General features: G+C 67.9%; 13 protein-coding genes and 1 pseudogene. 7 read left to right on the top strand and 7 right to left on the bottom strand.

Features of this window, described 5'->3' with window-relative positions; all coding sequences use genetic code 11:
- Positions 1 to 33 precede the first annotated feature (33 nt).
- The 3 genes from ACQPWU_RS47520 to msrA are packed head-to-tail and all read left to right on the top strand — an operon-like array spanning position 34 to position 1,498.
- A complete protein-coding gene (locus ACQPWU_RS47520) occupies positions 34 to 504 on the top strand; it encodes a hypothetical protein (RefSeq protein WP_433445464.1) in 471 nt (156 codons plus the stop codon).
- A complete protein-coding gene (msrB, locus tag ACQPWU_RS47515) occupies positions 468 to 947 on the top strand; it encodes a peptide-methionine (R)-S-oxide reductase MsrB (protein ID WP_360711661.1) in 480 nt (159 codons plus the stop codon). The genes ACQPWU_RS47520 and msrB overlap by 37 nt, the downstream gene beginning before the upstream one ends.
- A complete protein-coding gene (gene msrA, locus ACQPWU_RS47510; RefSeq protein WP_433432750.1) occupies positions 944 to 1,498 on the top strand; it encodes a peptide-methionine (S)-S-oxide reductase MsrA in 555 nt (184 codons plus the stop codon). Before msrB ends, msrA begins: the two co-directional genes overlap by 4 nt.
- 165 nt (positions 1,499 to 1,663) lie before the next feature.
- On the opposite strand, the gene ACQPWU_RS47505 is transcribed toward msrA, so the two are convergent.
- Positions 1,664 to 1,990, bottom strand: coding sequence for a hypothetical protein (locus tag ACQPWU_RS47505; RefSeq protein ID WP_433445592.1), 327 nt, complete (start codon positions 1,988 to 1,990; stop codon positions 1,664 to 1,666).
- Between the two features lie 105 nt (positions 1,991 to 2,095).
- On the opposite strand from ACQPWU_RS47505, the pseudogene ACQPWU_RS47500 reads away from it, so the two are divergent.
- Positions 2,096 to 2,602 (top strand): annotated as a pseudogene (locus ACQPWU_RS47500) (LLM class flavin-dependent oxidoreductase); the annotation flags it as partial.
- Between the two features lie 259 nt (positions 2,603 to 2,861).
- On the opposite strand, the gene ACQPWU_RS47495 reads toward ACQPWU_RS47500, so the two are convergent.
- The 3 genes from ACQPWU_RS47495 to ACQPWU_RS47485 all read right to left on the bottom strand — a co-directional run bounded on the left by ACQPWU_RS47495 (position 2,862) and on the right by ACQPWU_RS47485 (position 10,669).
- The gene (locus ACQPWU_RS47495) at positions 2,862 to 6,935 is read right to left on the bottom strand and encodes a glycosyl hydrolase family 18 protein (protein ID WP_433432748.1); all 4,074 of its coding nucleotides are present in this window, start codon (positions 6,933 to 6,935) and stop codon (positions 2,862 to 2,864) included.
- Positions 6,936 to 7,004: 69 nt separating this feature from the next.
- The gene (locus ACQPWU_RS47490) at positions 7,005 to 9,833 is read right to left on the bottom strand and encodes a helix-turn-helix transcriptional regulator (RefSeq protein ID WP_433432746.1); all 2,829 of its coding nucleotides are present in this window, start codon (positions 9,831 to 9,833) and stop codon (positions 7,005 to 7,007) included.
- A 509-nt stretch (positions 9,834 to 10,342) separates the two neighbouring features.
- Positions 10,343 to 10,669: an NERD domain-containing protein gene (locus ACQPWU_RS47485; protein WP_433432744.1), complete on the bottom strand. Its 327-nt coding sequence runs from the start codon at positions 10,667 to 10,669 to the stop codon at positions 10,343 to 10,345.
- A 264-nt stretch (positions 10,670 to 10,933) separates the two neighbouring features.
- Between ACQPWU_RS47485 and ACQPWU_RS47480 the strand changes: the two genes are divergently transcribed.
- On the top strand, positions 10,934 to 11,881 hold the full coding sequence (locus tag ACQPWU_RS47480; RefSeq protein WP_433445463.1) for an IS4 family transposase: 948 nt from the start codon (positions 10,934 to 10,936) through the stop codon (positions 11,879 to 11,881).
- A gap of 110 nt (positions 11,882 to 11,991) precedes the next feature.
- On the opposite strand, the gene ACQPWU_RS47475 is transcribed toward ACQPWU_RS47480, so the two are convergent.
- Both ACQPWU_RS47475 and ACQPWU_RS47470 read right to left on the bottom strand, forming a co-directional pair.
- Positions 11,992 to 12,126 carry a hypothetical protein gene (locus ACQPWU_RS47475; protein ID WP_433432742.1) on the bottom strand — a complete coding sequence of 45 codons (135 nt, stop codon included), beginning with the start codon at positions 12,124 to 12,126 and terminating at the stop codon, positions 11,992 to 11,994.
- A 266-nt stretch (positions 12,127 to 12,392) separates the two neighbouring features.
- On the bottom strand, positions 12,393 to 12,845 hold the full coding sequence (locus ACQPWU_RS47470) for a MarR family winged helix-turn-helix transcriptional regulator (RefSeq protein ID WP_433432740.1): 453 nt from the start codon (positions 12,843 to 12,845) through the stop codon (positions 12,393 to 12,395).
- Positions 12,846 to 12,931: 86 nt separating this feature from the next.
- Here ACQPWU_RS47470 and ACQPWU_RS47465 point away from each other — a divergent pair, with 86 nt between their 5' ends.
- Together ACQPWU_RS47465 and ACQPWU_RS47460 are read left to right on the top strand one after the other, a co-directional pair.
- Entirely contained in the window at positions 12,932 to 13,501 is a 570-nt protein-coding gene (locus ACQPWU_RS47465) for an NADPH-dependent FMN reductase (RefSeq protein WP_433432739.1), read from the top strand.
- 40 nt (positions 13,502 to 13,541) lie between these two features.
- Complete coding sequence (locus ACQPWU_RS47460) at positions 13,542 to 15,071, top strand: amidohydrolase family protein (protein WP_433432737.1); 1,530 nt, start codon at positions 13,542 to 13,544, stop codon at positions 15,069 to 15,071.
- 81 nt (positions 15,072 to 15,152) lie between these two features.
- Here the strand turns inward: ACQPWU_RS47460 and ACQPWU_RS47455 are convergent, their stop codons facing one another.
- Positions 15,153 to 15,593 (bottom strand): MarR family winged helix-turn-helix transcriptional regulator, encoded by a 441-nt coding sequence (locus tag ACQPWU_RS47455; protein WP_433432735.1) that lies wholly within the window; start codon positions 15,591 to 15,593, stop codon positions 15,153 to 15,155.
- Positions 15,594 to 15,647 lie beyond the last annotated feature (54 nt).

Raw genomic sequence — 15,647 nt, 5'->3', positions numbered from 1 at the left:
TACAAGTGCACTTGTGCGGGCCAACGGTTCAGGATGTGCCGCATGTCCGGACATCTGAGGTCAGCGGTTGCATTTGATCAACTATGGCGTTGGCTTGAGATCGGGCACGGACTCGATGTGACGCTTGTGCGCAATGTCACCGACCTGGACGACAAGATCCTGGCCGCAAGCAAGGTGGCTCGTATCCCGTGGTGGGCATGGGCGTACCGGAACGAGAGAGCGTTCGCACACGCCTACCAGACAACCGGCGTCCGCACTCCAACGTACGAGCCGCGAGCTACTGGCCACATCGCTGACATGCTCGGGTTCATCGGGGGACTCGTCGACGCGGGCTTTCCGGACCTGACCCTTCCACCGAACTTGAGATCGCAGTCACAGCGAGTTCTCAGGAACCCGGGACCAAAACGATTCTCTGCGATGTTACTTCCAGTGACATCGCAGCCAGCGACGTCAGAAGAGGAGATATCGTGTCGCACGACTACAGCAAGACTCCGGAGGCGCTGAGCCGCCTCACCGACAGCCAGTTCCGCGTCACTCAAAAGGACGGGACGGAGCCGGCGTTCCACAACGAGTACTGGAACAACCATGAGCCGGGGATCTACGTGGATGTGGTCTCCGGGCAGCCTCTGTTCTCGTCGACCGACAAGTACGACAGCGGCACCGGATGGCCGAGCTTCACCAAGCCGATCGTGGCGTCCGCCGTTCGCTCGGAGACGGACAGGTCGTTCGGGATGACTCGCACGGAGGTGCGGTCCACCGGAGCCGACAGTCACCTCGGGCACGTGTTCGATGACGGCCCTGCCGATGCCGGGGGCCAGAGGTACTGCATGAACTCGGCGGCGCTGCGCTTCGTCCCGGTCTCCGAGCTCGAGACGCAGGGCTACGGCGAGTACCGCTCGCTGTTCGAGACGGCCGACACCACCAGCACAGAGGAGCACGCATCATGACCAGCGGAATTCATGACACCGGACAGATCACCCGCGAACCGGGCACCGAGACGGCCATCCTGGCCGGCGGGTGTTTCTGGGGCATGGAGGACCTCATTCGTCGGCAGCCAGGCGTGCTGGACACGCGCGTCGGATACACCGGCGGAGACAACGATCACGCCACGTATCGCAACCACCCAGGCCACGCCGAGGCGGTCGAGATCGTCTTCGATCCGGCGCAGACGACCTACCGTGACATCCTGGCGTTCTTCTTCCAGATCCACGACCCGTCGACGTTGAACCGTCAGGGCAACGACATCGGCACGAGCTACCGATCGGCGATCTTCCCGCTCACCCCCGAACAGGAGAAGGTCGCACGTGACACGATCGCCGATGTCGATGCGTCGGGCCTGTGGCCGGGTAAGGCCGTGACGACGATCGAGCCCGCAGGGCCGTTCTGGGAGGCCGAACCCGAGCACCAGGACTACCTGATCGCGTACCCGAACGGCTACACGTGCCACTTCCCGCGTCCGGACTGGGTACTTCCCAGGCGCGCTGCGACCTCAGCCTGAGGGCTCTATTGCGAGGGCGCGTTCACCACTGAGGTGATGAGCGCGCCCTCACCGGTTCCGTCACGAACGGCGCCGATCGTGTGCCCGATGGTGGTGTCGTCTCCGAGGCCGGCCACGGTCCCTGCCCTCGGTCCGGGAAGAATGACGAGTCAGTCCGTTCCGCGTTCAGCGGTTGCCCGCCGGAAGTATCAGGACGAGACGGAAGCCGTCCGGGAACCGCTCCGCGTGGACCGCACAATATCGTTCGGGTGCAGAGCGACGCCGATGTGCCTGGCACCCTTGGGACTGGTATGGGATCTCACGGAATTCGACGAAGAGCTCACCCGCTTGCTGGTTGGCAGCCTGATCCCGCCGCCGAGGACGGCGAGCAGGGATACCCCGGATTGGCTGCGCGGACGGCTGGAACTCCTTGGCCAGCTCCTCCGGCGTCCGTCCCGCGCGCACCAGCTCCACCATCTGCCCGCGAAACTCCGGCGGATAGTTGTTCGGCACAGCAGACTCCTTCTTCCGGGAACCAGGGTTCCCCCGAGATCAGGTGTCACCAAACCGGGCCAACTCCAGCTCAGGTAGCTGACGGCGGAGTAGGCGTCCGGGTCGCAGCAGACCATCCGGGTGGCCGCCGAGCTGGCCGACGGCTGGTACCCGATCTATCTGCGCCGCGATCGTTGTGGTGAGCTTGCCGCCAGGATCAGGGAGTTACGAACCGACGCGGGCCGGCAGAACGAGCCGATCACCGTGGCGGCGGGGCCGTTCACCGTCGTGGACGCGGATATCGGCGCGGCCCGAGGCGCCGCGGCCGCATGCACGGCGTTCTACCTGTCGGCCATGGGCGAGGTGTACCCGCGACTCATCTCGGCTCAGGGCCTCGGCGAGCAGGTCGATCTCGTCCGGGCCGTCAACCCGGCCGGCGGCCGGCACCCGGGTGTCGTGCCCGAAGCGGCGCAGATCCTGCTGGACGAGTTCACCGCGGACGGAGACTCGGTCTGCGTGCAGGAACAGCTCCAGCGATGGGACAACGTTGCGGACGTCACCATGGTCGCCATACCGCCGGGCATGGCCTGGCCGCAGATCAAGGCCACACTGTACGCCGCCGCCCCGGCCTGACCCGCCGCCACCGCTACGGCCCCAACTCCTCACTCACCGCGGATGCTCGTCCTGGCCATGCTGGACGTCTTCCCCTGGGTCCGCCACTTAGAAGTAACGCCATGAGGCCCAAGCGCGGCGACCGGCCCCCCGACACCCTGAAGACACTGATACCTGACTTCACCCGTCGTCCGCGCAGGCCACAACATCCTGGAAACCGAGGTTGGGCAGGGCCGGCCCGGCGCCCTGCTGGAGGGCGACGGGCCGGGCGTTGGGGGTTCTAGGGTGCTTTGGGCTTTGTGCTCGGGTTGGTGATCGTGATCGGGTCGCGTTCGTGTCCTACGGGAGGACCGGTCGGCGCGTCGGAAGGCACGGGCGCCTGGCTGGTGGCGATGGATCGCGGTGCGGACAGACTGGAACTCGTGCCCACCTTTTGCAAGGTCGGGCCGAGCTTCGTCCAGGCGGCGCTGATGCCGGGTTCGTCGGTGGCGGTGGTCCACCAGTTGGCGCGCCAGAGGAAGTTGTTCCAGAAGACGGTGCTCGCGGTGCTGCCGTCGGGGGCGCCGGCGACGGCCGGGGTGCCGGGCGCGTTGCCGCTGTTCTTGCCCTCGGCGAGGTAGGCGACCCTGTAGGAGGTGTCCGCGAAGCCCGCCAGGTGGTAGCCGGTGCCGGGGACGGGAGCACCGGTGACCCGGCTGCCGTTGTCGGTGCGCAGCAATTGCCACCACTGGTTCGGCCGCCCGTCGCAGTCGTACACGCTGAGCTGCTTCAGTATCCCGTCGGCCTGTAGGCACTTGTCGCGGTTCTTGATGCGGTACCAGCCGGCCCCGCCGTCCTCGGTGACGGTCCACAGCTGGTTCTGGTTGCCGGGCTGGTTCTCCACCAGGTGGGCGACCTGCCAGGTGGTGGGGTGGTCCAGGACGTTGCCGCCGACCCAGTCCACGATCCGCCAGCTGGTGCCGTCCTTCTCGAAGGCGAAGGTGCCGTGCGGGTTGTAGGGGCGTCGCTGCCACTGCTCGGCCTGGCAGGCGATCCCGCCGCTGACCACCGGGGTGACGGTGGTGGCGCCCTTCTGATCGTTCTGGGTGGAGCCGTAGGTGTTGGCGCCGATCTTGACGGTGACGTTGGCCGGGCCGGTGAGCGGCAGGTAGTGGCGCAGGACGATGTCGCGGCTGGCGCCGGGGGCGACGTCCTCGCAGTAGCCGATCGTGACGGTCACGCGATGGAAGTCGACCTTCAGCCCGCCCACGTTGGCGCCGCTACGGCCCTTGGTGATGACGATCTTGCTGCCGAAGTCCTGATAACCCGCGTCTTTCAGGATCGGCGGGGCGGAGGTGGGGATGTCGAAGGCGATCTGGGTCCCGTACGGCAGCTTGACGCTGGTGTTGTTGGTGATCCGCAAGGTAGGACGCATCGGGTAGAAGGGGTCGTCGCTGGGGAACGCCGGGTCCGGGCCGGTGGGATAGTTCACCAGTTCGGCCTTCACATCGACGACGTTGCCCGGCAGCGTCGTCGCGCCGGCGCGGCCGGTCTGGTAGCCTCCGGAGCCGCTAAGACCGTTGTCGAGACGGGTGGTGAGGTCGTAGCCCATGCCGTACTCGCCGTTGGCCCGCTGGGTGTAGTCGCCCGCGAGTTCCCACATCATGACGCCGCCGAGCTTGTTCTGCTTGACGTAATCGATCTTGGCGTCGATGGACGCGTTGTTCTCGGTGGACAGGAACACCTTCTTGTCCGCGTTCCACAACCACGAGGCTTTGAGCGTGCTGTCGTACTTCTCCGCGTACGAGCCCTTCATCTTGCCCGCCTCGGCGGCGGGGTCGGTGTACGCGCTCAGGTAGCCCGGCGTCACGCCTTGCTGGAGGTTCTTCGCGTGCCACAGCGGGTTGGATCCCGACGGCACCTCGTTCCCGATCCGTCCCAGGTCGTGCCAGATGTTGTCGATGCCGACCGCGCCGTTGCCGCAGGGGTGGGGGTTGGCCGCACCGGAGCCCGGGCCGGTGCCGGGCTGGCACTGTCCCTGGTCGGGCATGGCGGCGGTGCCCCACAGGCCGTCGGTGCCGCCGGTCACGTTCTGCCAGCCCCGGGTGTAGTACGGGATGCCGATGTTGATCCGGCCCGGCGGCAGCGCGCCCCGGTAGTAGTGGTAGGCCCAGTCGATGTTGAAGTAGCCGGTCTTGTCGTACTCCGTGGTCGAGTAGACCTGAGCGGTCTGCAACTCGACGTCCTTCCCGTCGTCGTACAACGGGGCCTGCGGGCCGACGAAGTGGTTCCACGAGCCGTGCAGGTCGTAGGTCATCAGGTTAATGAAGTCCTGATATTTCAGGGCGTCGCCGGCGTCGAAGCCGCGTACCAGATAACCCGAGGCGGAGGCCGCGGAGGTGAGCAGGTAGTAGCGGCCGCGGGCCGCGCCGGCCACGTCCAGCTTCTCGCGCAGCGTCTTCATCAGGGCGTTGTAGCCCTTCTGCAGTCCCTTGCGGCGCGGGTCCGAGAGGTCCCAGTCGGCCGGGTTGCCGGCCTTGGGCAGCGCGCTCGGGTACTCGTAGTCGATGTCCACGCCGTCGAACGCCTCCTTGTAGCGATCGAGGAACTCGATTACCGAGTCGGCGAAGGCGTCGATGCCCTCCTGATTCACGCCGCCGTCGGCGGTGGTGGCCATCGTGTAGAAGTTCCGCGAGTCGGCCCAGCCGCCCACCGAGATCAGCGTCTTGACCTGGGGATGTCTCTTCTTGTACACCGCCAGCAGGTTGAAGTGCCCCTTGTAGTTCAACGTCGGATCGGGCGCGGCGCCGCCGGTGTAGGGCCAGGTCAGGCCGGTAGCCGGGTTCTCCGGATCGCTGGTGTCGCCGACGGAGATCCTGTTGTTCTCCACCTTCGCGAACGCGTAGTTGATGTGGCTCACCTTGGACCACGGAATGTTCGGCACCAGGTATCGCGGCTCGTCGTTCTCGCCGGTACGCCAGCCGGTGAAGTAGCCGACCACTCGCTTGTCGCGTCCGCCCAGCCATTCGCGTCCGGCGGCGTCGTACACCTTGCAGTAGGGCGCATCCACGCCACGGGTCGCGGCCATCCCCTCCGGGCGGCACTGGGAGTGCGGGACCGACACCGCGGGCTTGGCCGCACGGTCGTCGACGCTGTTGTCGATGGGGGCACCCGCGGCGGTCTCGCCCACGCCCTCCGTGGTCACCGTGACGGCGTTGCTCTCGTCGGAGATGTTGCCGCCGGCGTCGAGGGCGCGGACGGTGTAGGTGTGGGCGGTGTCCGGGGGCAGGTTCCTGTCGGTGTGGGTGGTGCCGTCGACTCTGACGAGGGTGCCGTTCCGGTAGATCGCGTAGCCGGTGACCCCGACGTTGTCGGTGGAGGCGTCCCACTCCAGGGAGATGCTGTCGGCGGTCACGGCGGTCCAGCGGAGGTTGCCGGGCGCGGTCGGGGGCGACTTGTCCAGCGGCACGTTGGGGTCCGGCATCCCGGCGGGGAGGGTGTGCACGGAGGTGTTGAACTCGAAATACGGATCTTTGATCTCGACGCACACCGGGCGGCCGGTGTCGGGATCGGGGGTGCACTTCTGGCTCTTGTCGCCGGGGATGGCCTTGTCGAGATCAGTCTTGAAGACGGGGTCCTTGAGCGCGAAGGTGGCGGAGCCGAAATCGTTCCCGGTCAGCTTGTCGCGCAGCCCGGACGGGTAGCCTTCCCAGCTGATCAAGTCGGGGAAATGCCATTTCCCCCAATGATTGTTCAGGGGCTGGTCGGCGTCGGCGAAACGGAAGGCGTGCGTGCCACCGCCGTCCTTGTGGTAGACGATCTTCGGATGGGTGGCGTTACCGAACTGGTCGGTCTCGAACTCGACCTCGGCGGCCGGCTTGGGATCGTAGTCGCCATGGGCAGAGGCGGAGACGTACTTGATCTGGTCGTTCTCGGTCCAGACCACGATGTGCTCCCAGTCGTGGCGGTGTCCGCACACGGAGCAGCCGATCCCGGTGGTCTGGTCCTTCTGGAAGTACAGCCCGTACATGTGGGCGCACCAGCCGCTGGCGTTGCAGTGGGACCGCGCGTACATGTTGCTGTTCTCCAGGTCCGACGCGTCGCGGCACGAGCCGTTGAGCGCCCCGGTGGTCTCCAGGCCCGGGTTCAGCTCGCCGTCGATGCCGATGGCCACCGACGGGTAGCAGCCGTCCTCGTCGTAGTCCATGGCGGGCTGGAATTTCAGGTGGGCCGCGCTGGCGTTCTGCGGGATCTCGGGGGGCGGCGGCTCGGCCCACGCGGGCGAGGTGGCGGCCACCAGGCCGATGCTCGCGCCCAGGATCACCACCAGAGCGCGGGCGACCAGCCGGGTGGGGGTGCGTAACAGACCTCTCACGAAGCTCTCCTCAGGGATGACATGGCGCACCCGCCCAAGTCTGGAGAGCCGCGGCCCGGGAGACATCTGTCAAATGACGGTGTCGGGTTCCCTGTCGAGCGCCACCCGGGCGATCTCGACCCGGCTGCGCAGGCCGAGCTTGGCGAGGATGCGCGAGATGTGGGTCTGCGCGGTACGCCTGGTGAGGAACATGCTCTGGGCGATCTCGGGGGTGGACCTGCCGGACGCGACCAGCAGCGCGACCTTGTGCTCGGTCGGGGTGAGGGCGTCCCAGCCGTGCGCGGGCCGCTTGGGCCGGGTGCCCTGGACGCCGCGGCGGATGCCGTACCTGCGCAGGCGTGCCTGGGCGCGGCGGATGTCCCAGACCGCGCCGAATCCCCCGTACAAGGTGATCGCCTCGTCCACGGCCCGCCGGCAACCGGCCGGGTCGTCGCGTTCGGCGAGGACGGCCGCGAGGTCCTCAAGCGCGCCGGCCAGGTCCACGGGCACCCCCGTGGCGCGGTAGTGCTCCACCGCGGATCGCAACGGCTCCGGATCTCTCTCGTACAGGCCCCGGCACCAGTCGGCGGCCGCGGCGGCGCGGGCCGGCACCTGCTCCGAGGCCGCCTCCGCCCGGCACGCCGCCAGCGCCGCCGCGGCCGCCGGCCGGTCGTCCACGGCGAGCGCGAGCCGGACCATGGCGGGTGACCACTGGTGGATCAGCGTCATCTCGCCGGGCCGGCGGTCGAGCAGGTCGGCAAGGTGGGACAGCGCCAGATGCTTGTCACCATCCTGTTCGGCGGTGACCGCCTGGGCGATTCGCAGGAAGTCGGTGTTCTCGCGGTCGGCGACGGTGACCGCTGGCCGGCGCAGGCCGGCGGTCACGTGCACGCGGGCCGTGGCGTGATCGTCGCGGCGGGCGGCGATGAGCGCTGCCACGCCGTGCCACAGCGAGCCCGGGCTGTGCTCGCGCAGGCCACGGTACGTCATCGCGGGATCGCTCTGATCGACCGAGCTGAGCTCGGCCAGGGCGTCGTCCCAGCGGCCCAGCCAGAACATGAGCACGGCGGCGGTGACGCTGGACGTCGTGTCGTCGGATCGGGCGGTGTCGAGCAGGAACCGCCGCGCGGAGTGCAACGCCGCCTCGGCGTCCGACCAGCGGTCCAGGTTCTGCAGGGTGAAGATCCGGCCGTGCAGTGCGTACGCCCGCAGGTCCGCGTGTTCGCTCGTGTCGCTCAGGGTCTCCAGCGCCCGGTCCACGCATTCCAGCGCGGACAGGTGGTGCCGGCGTACCGAGTGGTTGATCCAGAGGTCGGTGAGCGCGTACGCGGTGGCGAACGTGTCCCCCGTGGCCTCGCCGATCTCCAGCGCCTCGCGTGCGGTGGCGTCGGCGGCGTCCAGCGCGCCCGACCCCGCCCGCTGGAACATCGCCAGGGAGGCGAGCAGCCGGGCACGCCAGGGGTCGGGCAGGTCGGCGTGCCGTAACGCCTGCTCCAGGGCGGTCACCGCGGCATCGTTGTGACCGCCGCTGAACAGCGCACGGGCCAGCAGCCAGTGCATCCGCCCCCGGTCGGCCGGCTCGGTCAGCACCGCGAGGGCCTGCCGGGCGCGCGTCGCGGCCTGCTCGTGCTCCCCCATCCCGAGCAGGATCTGGGCCAGCGCCTCGCTCAACGCGGCCAGGTCACGCGCGTCGGCCACCTGGTGGTCCAGTTCCCTGCGCAGCAGTTCGGCGGCGATCTGCGGGGCTCGTACCGCCAGCACCGGGGCGGCGCCGACGATCCAGCGCCGGGTCCAGCGGTCACCGGTCTGGCCCGCTGCCAGCAGGTGCTGCGCCAGCCTCTGGGGCTCGACGCCGATGCCGTCCAGCGCCCGGGCCGCGTCCCGGTGAAGCGCGACGCGCAGCGCCGTCGGCATGCCGTCGTAGAGTGCCTGGCGGATCAGCGGATGCCGGAACCTCATGTGCTTACCGGCTTCGACCAGGATCCCGGCCGCCATCGCCTCCTGAAGATCGCCTGCGATGTCGAGGGTGGACCGGCCCAGCAGCACCGCCACCTCGGTCACGGCGAATTCCCCGCCGAGCAGTGCGGCCATCCGCAACATCTCCAGCCCGCCGGCCGGGACGAAGTTGAGCCGGCTGTCAAGCGCGGCGGCGAGCGACTTCGAGACGGTGCTCGTCGAGGTCCGGCGGAGTTCGGCGCACGTGCCGATCGTCAGCATGTTCTCGCGTACCAGGGATTCGACCAGCTCGCGCACGTAAAGCGGGTTGCCCATCGCCTGGGCGACCAGCTCGACCAGCCCGGGGCACGGTGGCGCGCCGACGATCTCGGCCACCAGGTCGTGGACCGCGTCCGGGTCGAGCGGCCCCAAGCTGATCGATATCGTGTCGCGGCCGCGCAACGCAGCGAGCAGGCGCCCCGCGTCCGACCGGTGCGGAACCGGGCGGCACGACAACACCAGCAGCAACGGCAGGTGCGCCGCGGTCGCCGCCAGCCGGCGGCACACGTCGAGCGACGCGCCGTCCGCCCACTGCACGTCATCGAGCACCATCATCGTCGGCGCGCCCGCGCACAGTTCGTCGACGAGCGTGAGGAGCATCTCGGAGACCGCGGCGGGTGCGGCGTCGTCGAGAAACACCTCGGGCCACCGCTCCTGTACGAACTTCACGATCCCGGCGCGGCGTGGATCCGGTGAGCGCTCGGTGATCTCCAGGCTGTCGAACAGCAACCGCAGTGGCAACGGGTATATGTCCTGTTCCGCCGTGCCGCGCAGCACCGTACATCCCGACTCCTGACCGACCGCGGCGGCAGCGGTCAGGAGCGACGACTTGCCGATTCCCGGCTCGCCGTCCACCACGACCACACCACCGGTTCCGGCCCGCAGGCGCCCGATGGCATTCCGCAGAACCTCTAACTCGGTCACGCGGTGGAATAACATCATCGAGTTCCCCAGGTACATGGACGATCTTCCTGTCGATGAATGTTAACCGTCGTCATTTGACAGATGTTTCCACTGCGGGTGATGTGCCTACCGCGGGTCAGGTGGGTTCGCCGATCCTGCCGCGCTGCGGCAGGTTCGGCGCCTTCGCCCCCACGATCGCCGAGGCACTGGTGCAGAGCACGGGCACTGCGGACTCCACCCCCTTCCGGCGTCTGAATGTGTCAGAGCACGTGGCCGTCGGCTGCTGCTCGCGGGGTACGAAATGCGAATATCAAGCGATTGCAGAATGGCGTCTGTGCGTCCCGCTCCGAGGAGAGTGCCATGAGGGTCAGCCTCCAATGCGTCCTTGACGACCTCATCGAGTCCGGTTGGCCCTTGCCCGTCGATACGGTAGACACCACTCCGGCCGCGACTATCGAGCCGCACCTCGGTATCCGGGTTGTGCAGGACCACCCCGGCATGGACGAATGGCAGGTTACGGCCGCCCGCGTCTAATAGGAGCTGCTTGAAGTGCTGCGCCTTGGAATTGGCGAGGCGCATGGATTGTCCTTGGGACTTCTGTTGTGGAACCACGTCTGCTGGTCGCCGTCGATCCGGCCTGACCAGTGCTTGAGCTCCAGCAGGTAGATGCCGCCACGGCCGATGACCAGGAGGTCCACCTCGTACTGGCGGTTGGTCTTGGTGGTGAAGGTGAAATTGCTCCATGCCCGGTAGGGGTCGCTCTCGCTGAGCAGCTCCCGGATTGCGTTCAGACCGCTCCGCTCATGGGCGTATTCCGAGGGCGTGACCTCGACCCAGCGAATGCTTCCGGGTTTCACCGATCCCCCTTTGATGCCTAATGTTTAGACATATAGCGACTGGCGCTGTAAGGCCGCTTTCGCGGTCCTGAGGGGTTATCGCGGCAGGAGTTGGAGCGTTCCGGCCGTCTCGCCGCTGACCTGCGTCGATCTCAATCGCATCTGGTGAAGCCCTCAATGTCGTTTAGATAGCGATCTTGCTGGTAGCGGTCGCCTGGTGATCTTGTCGGGTGATGCAGGCGGTTCGGGGCGGTTGACGGATCTGGTCGCGGTTGGAGCGCTGACATCGCTGATCCCTCGCCAGGTCCTGGACGCGACATCGCCACGTACGGATGCCGGGAGCGTCGCGTTCGCAAGCTTCCCGCGCATGTGGTCGTCTACCTGCTGATCGCGCTGTGCCTCTCCCCAGCCGACGACTACGAGGAAGTCGCCGAGAAACTGACGGGCATGCCGGCCCTGATGCCGGGGGCGCGCTGGGAGGCGCCGACCCGCGGGGCGATCACCCAAGCCCGCCGGCGGCTGGGAACCGAAGTGGTCAAGGAGGTGTTCCGGCAGGTCGCCGGGCCCGCGGCGACCAAGTCGACGCCGGGCGCGTGGCTGAACCGCCGGCGGGTGATGGCGGTTGACGGGTTCGTCGTGGACCTGCCCGACACCGAGGCGAACGTCGCCGAGTTCGGCCGCGACAGCGCGGGCGGGTACGAGACCGCCTTCCCGCAGGCCCGGGTGGTCGCCATCAGCGAGTGCGCGAGCCACGCCATGGTGGCCGCCGATGTGGCGGGGTGCTGGGCCGGTGAACAGACCCTCGCCTTCTCCCTGTACGAGCAGTTGACCGAGGAGATGCTGCTCACCGCCGGCCGCGGCTTCTACAGCTTTCCTGCCTGGAACCAGGCCCGGCACAGCGGCGCGCACCTGCTCTGGCGTGTCCAAGCCGGGCTTCGCCCGTATTGGCTGCGTGACCTGGAGGACGGGTCCTGGCTCGCCGTCATCACCAAACCCTCCGGCCTGCGCCGATCGCAGAAGGACCGGCAGCGCGAGGCCGCCCGCCAGGGCCGCGACCTCGATCCCGAGCACGCGGTGATCGTCCGGGTGGTCGACTACACCGTGCCCGACCGCAAGGACGAGCACATCCGGCTGATCACCAGCATTCTCGACCCCGGCCGAGGCCACCGCCGAAGGACCTGGCCCGTTGCTACCATGATCGCTGGGAGGCCGAAACCGGCATCGATCAGCTGAAGACGCACCTGCGCGGGCCGGGCCGTGTCATTGAGCCGACCGCCGCCGATGAACTGCGAGAGCGCATGAGGGTGTGGCCGTCCGGGACGGCGGCGATTGCTGTAGTCCCACTACTTCGCCACGAGTTTGCGGTGCCGGGCCAGCAACGTGGCCGGGGTTATCGGGAAGATCCTCCGCCATTGACGGCGGGGTATCAGGTACGAGAGCGCCGCGAACCACAGGCGGTCGGCCGGCTCGTAACGCACCCGCGGGACCTGACGGCGTAGGACAGCGTTCTGATGCCAAAGCACTAGCAGTTCCACCTCCTTGGAGACGCTCCTCCGCAGCAGCAGCGCCGACAAAGACAACAGACCCGGGTGCCTACACCGCACACAAGATCACGAATCATGATCCCAGGTGACCAGGACCGGCCATTCGGCGCCCCAGAGCCCTTCCTCCCACCGAACGAAGGGCTCTGCGCTTTAAGTGGTTTGAGTTTTTGAGCCCACAGGCTTCGGTGTCAGCCCGTACGTCACTGGTCCGCCTCCAAGCTGTTGAGGATCTTGGTGGCGAGGGCGGCGAACTGGTCGAGTTCCTCGCTGGTCAGCCGGTCGACGAACAGGCGCCGGACCTCCTCGGCGTGGCCGGGCACGGCCTTCTTCAGTGCGGTGAGGCCCTGCGCGGTGAGCACGGCGTCTATGCCGCGGGAGCCGCACCGCTCCCTGGCGACCAGGCCGCGCCGCTCCATCCGGGTGAGCTGGTGGTGCAGGCGGCTTTTCTCCCAGCCGGCGACCCGGGCGAGCTCGTAGGGGCGCAACCGCCGGCCGGGCGCCTCGGACAGCAGCGCGAGCACCGTGTAGTCGGCGTTGGACAGGTCGCTGCTGGCCTGCAGTTGCTGCTCGATGCGAGTCCGCAGCAGTTCCACCATCCGGAAGGACGTCCGCCATGCGCGGAGCTCGTGTTCGGTCAATCCAAGCTGCGCCATGAGGTCACTCTACCAGTGAGTTGACACATCTACTCAACGACTTCTAGTCTCCAGTAGACACATCAACTCGCTAGAGAGAGACCGTCATGACCCGCATCGGCATCATCGTGGGCAGCACCCGCCCCAACCGGAACAGCGAACAGGTGGCCGCCTGGGTGCACGGAGTCGCCTCGCGGCGGGACGACGCCGTCTTCGAGCTCATCGACCTCCGCGACTTCCCGCTGCCGCACCTCGACGAGGCGCTGCTGCCCGCGTTCGGTACGTACGAGAACGAGCACACCAAGCAGTGGGCGGGCACCATCGCGTCCTTCGACGGCTTCGTCATCGTGACGCCCGAGTACAACCACAGCATCCCCGGCGTGCTCAAGAACGCCATCGACTACCTGTACGCCGAGTGGGCCAACAAGTCGGTCGGCTTCGTGTCGTACGGCATGGCGGGCGGCGCCAGGGCCGTGGAGCATCTGCGGACGATTGCCGGCAACCTGCAGCTGGCCGATGTACGCCAGCAGGTCACGCTCCACTTGATGGCGGACTTCCAGGACCTCACCGTGTTCAAGCCCGGCGACCACCAGCTCGAATCACTCGGCTCCATGCTGGGCCAGGTCGTGTCCTGGAGCGCCGCGCTCGCCCCGCTGCGGGCCGTCCCCGTCTCTTGATCAGGCCATTTTTTTTGAGCACATATGAAAGGCGATCCACATGTCGAACAAAAGCATTACGCGACGCCGGGATTTTCTGAAGGCCTCGGCCGCCGTGGCGGGCACGAGCCTGCTCGCGACGTCACCGGCCGCGGCGCAGAGCGGTGACCAGGCGCCGCGCCCCGCAGGCCGCTATGTCATCCGGGGCGGGGCGGTGATGTCGATGGACCCGAAGGTGGGCGACTTCGAGGTCGCCGACGTGCTGGTCGAAGGCCAGAAGATCGTCGCGGTCCGGCCCGGCATCGAGGTCGGCGGCGCGGAGGTGATCGACGCGCGCGGGCGCATCGTCATGCCGGGTTTCGTGGACACGCACCACCATCAGTTCGAGACGGCCGAGCGCTCGTTCCTCGCCAACGGCCTGCTGCAGGATGACGGCTCCGGGTCGCCGAGCGCGTACCCGAATTACGTCGAGCACGTCCTGCGCGGGTTCGCGAAGGCGTACCGGCCGCAGGACGTTTACATCAACGAGCTGTTCGCGGGGCTTTCGCAGCTGGACGCGGGCGTCACCACCGTGCTCGACGTGTCGCAGATCCATCACTCCCCCGAACACAGTGACGCGGCGGTCCAGGCGCTGATGGACACCGGGCGGCGGGCCGCGTTCGGCTATTTCGAGGGGGACGGCCGCGAAGGAGCCAAGTACCCGGAGGACGCCCGCCGCATCAGGGATCGCTGGTTCTCCTCGGACGACCAGCTGGTGACCATGGTCATGGGCGGCGAGCTGCACCTCGACAAGGAGATGTACACCAGAGCCTGGACGATCGGCCGCGAGCTGGGTCTCAGGGTCGTCTCGCACGCGGTCGGCTCGTTCGGCATGCGGCCGGCGCTCGACGAGCTGGCCCAGGGCACCGGAGGGCTTCGAGTGGGCCCGGACAACCTCTTCATCCACATGACGGGCATGTCCGACGAGACCTGGAAGAAGATCCGGGACGCCGGAGCGCACGTCTCGCTGGCCGTCCCCATCGAGATGGTCATGCGGCACGGCACCCCGCCGATCCTCAAGATGCGGGAGCTCGGCATGGAGCCCTCGCTCAGCTCCGACGTGGAGACCACGATGGCCGCTGACCCGTTCACGCTGATGCGCTCCGCGATGGCCATGCAGCGCATGGTCGTCAACCAGCTGGTCCTGGACCAGGGCGACCCGGTGCCGCCGAACACCTGGCCGACGCCCGCCAAGGGCACGCCGGAGCTGCTCACCGTCAGGGACGTGCTGCGCTACGCAACCGTCAACGGCGCCGAGCACCTCGGGCTCGGCGGCAGGACCGGCACGCTCACGCCCGGCAAGCAGGCCGACATCGTGCTGCTCGACGCCACCGCGCTCAACGTGGCCCCGCTCAACAGCGTGCCCGGGGCGGTCGTCTCGCTGATGGACCGCACCAACGTCGAGACCGTGATCGTGGCCGGCAAGGTCCGCAAGTGGCGCGGGCGCCTGCTCGACGCCGACCTCGGCCGCCTCCGGCACGAGCTCGAAGCCTCGCGCGACTACCTCTTCAAGGCGTACGGCATGCGCAAGGACCTGTTCGCATACAGCTGACCGGCGCTCAGGAGATAGGAGCCGTCTTCTCCGCCGTCCTGCGGAAGTTCGCGCCGTCCCACCGGCAGGTCTGGCTGACGGTCAGGTCCGGGCGGCAGTTGAGGGCGCGGTCGCTGACCGGGCGACGCGTGACCGGAGCCGGTGGAAGATCTCGCCGAGCTGAGCCACCTCGTCGGCGGTGAGCGCGTCGAAGACCAGGTGCCGCACGGCGCGTACGTGACCGGGCGCGGCGCGCTCGATGGCTGCCCGCCCCGTCTCGGTGATGCGGACGAAGGCGCCGCGCCCGTCGTCGGGACATCCCTGCCGCGACACCAGGTCCCGCTTCTCCATCCTGGCGACGTGGTGGGAGACCCGGCTGCGCTCCCACTGCAGCTCCACCGCCAGGTCGGAGATCCGGCTGCGTCCCTCAACGGAGTCGGTCAGCACGACGAGCACCTGGTAGTCGGGGTTGGACAACCCTGAGTCGGCCTGCATGTCGCGGTTGAGCGTCGCCAAGGAATCGTTGCTCGGCGATGCGGTCACCCAGATCCATGACCAGGTTGCGGGCCTGCCTGAAGGGTGTCAAAATCAGGCCCA

It is taken from the genome of Nonomuraea sp. CA-141351, from assembly GCF_050944675.1.
In the GTDB taxonomy this organism is placed as follows: Bacteria; Actinomycetota; Actinomycetes; order Streptosporangiales; family Streptosporangiaceae; genus Nonomuraea.
This window is presented reverse-complemented; position numbering and strand designations above follow the sequence as displayed.

What these genes read in the sequence shown, in the direction of transcription:
- msrA (WP_433432750.1), top strand. Translation starts at nt 944, where the DNA reads ATGACCAGCGGAATTCATGACACCGGACAGATCACCCGCGAACCGGGC.
- ACQPWU_RS47465 (WP_433432739.1), top strand. Translation starts at nt 12,932, where the DNA reads ATGACCCGCATCGGCATCATCGTGGGCAGCACCCGCCCCAACCGGAAC.
- ACQPWU_RS47520 (WP_433445464.1), top strand. Translation starts at nt 34, where the DNA reads ATGTGCCGCATGTCCGGACATCTGAGGTCAGCGGTTGCATTTGATCAA.
- ACQPWU_RS47460 (WP_433432737.1), top strand. Translation starts at nt 13,542, where the DNA reads ATGTCGAACAAAAGCATTACGCGACGCCGGGATTTTCTGAAGGCCTCG.
- ACQPWU_RS47470 (WP_433432740.1), bottom strand. Translation starts at nt 12,845, where the DNA reads ATGGCGCAGCTTGGATTGACCGAACACGAGCTCCGCGCATGGCGGACG.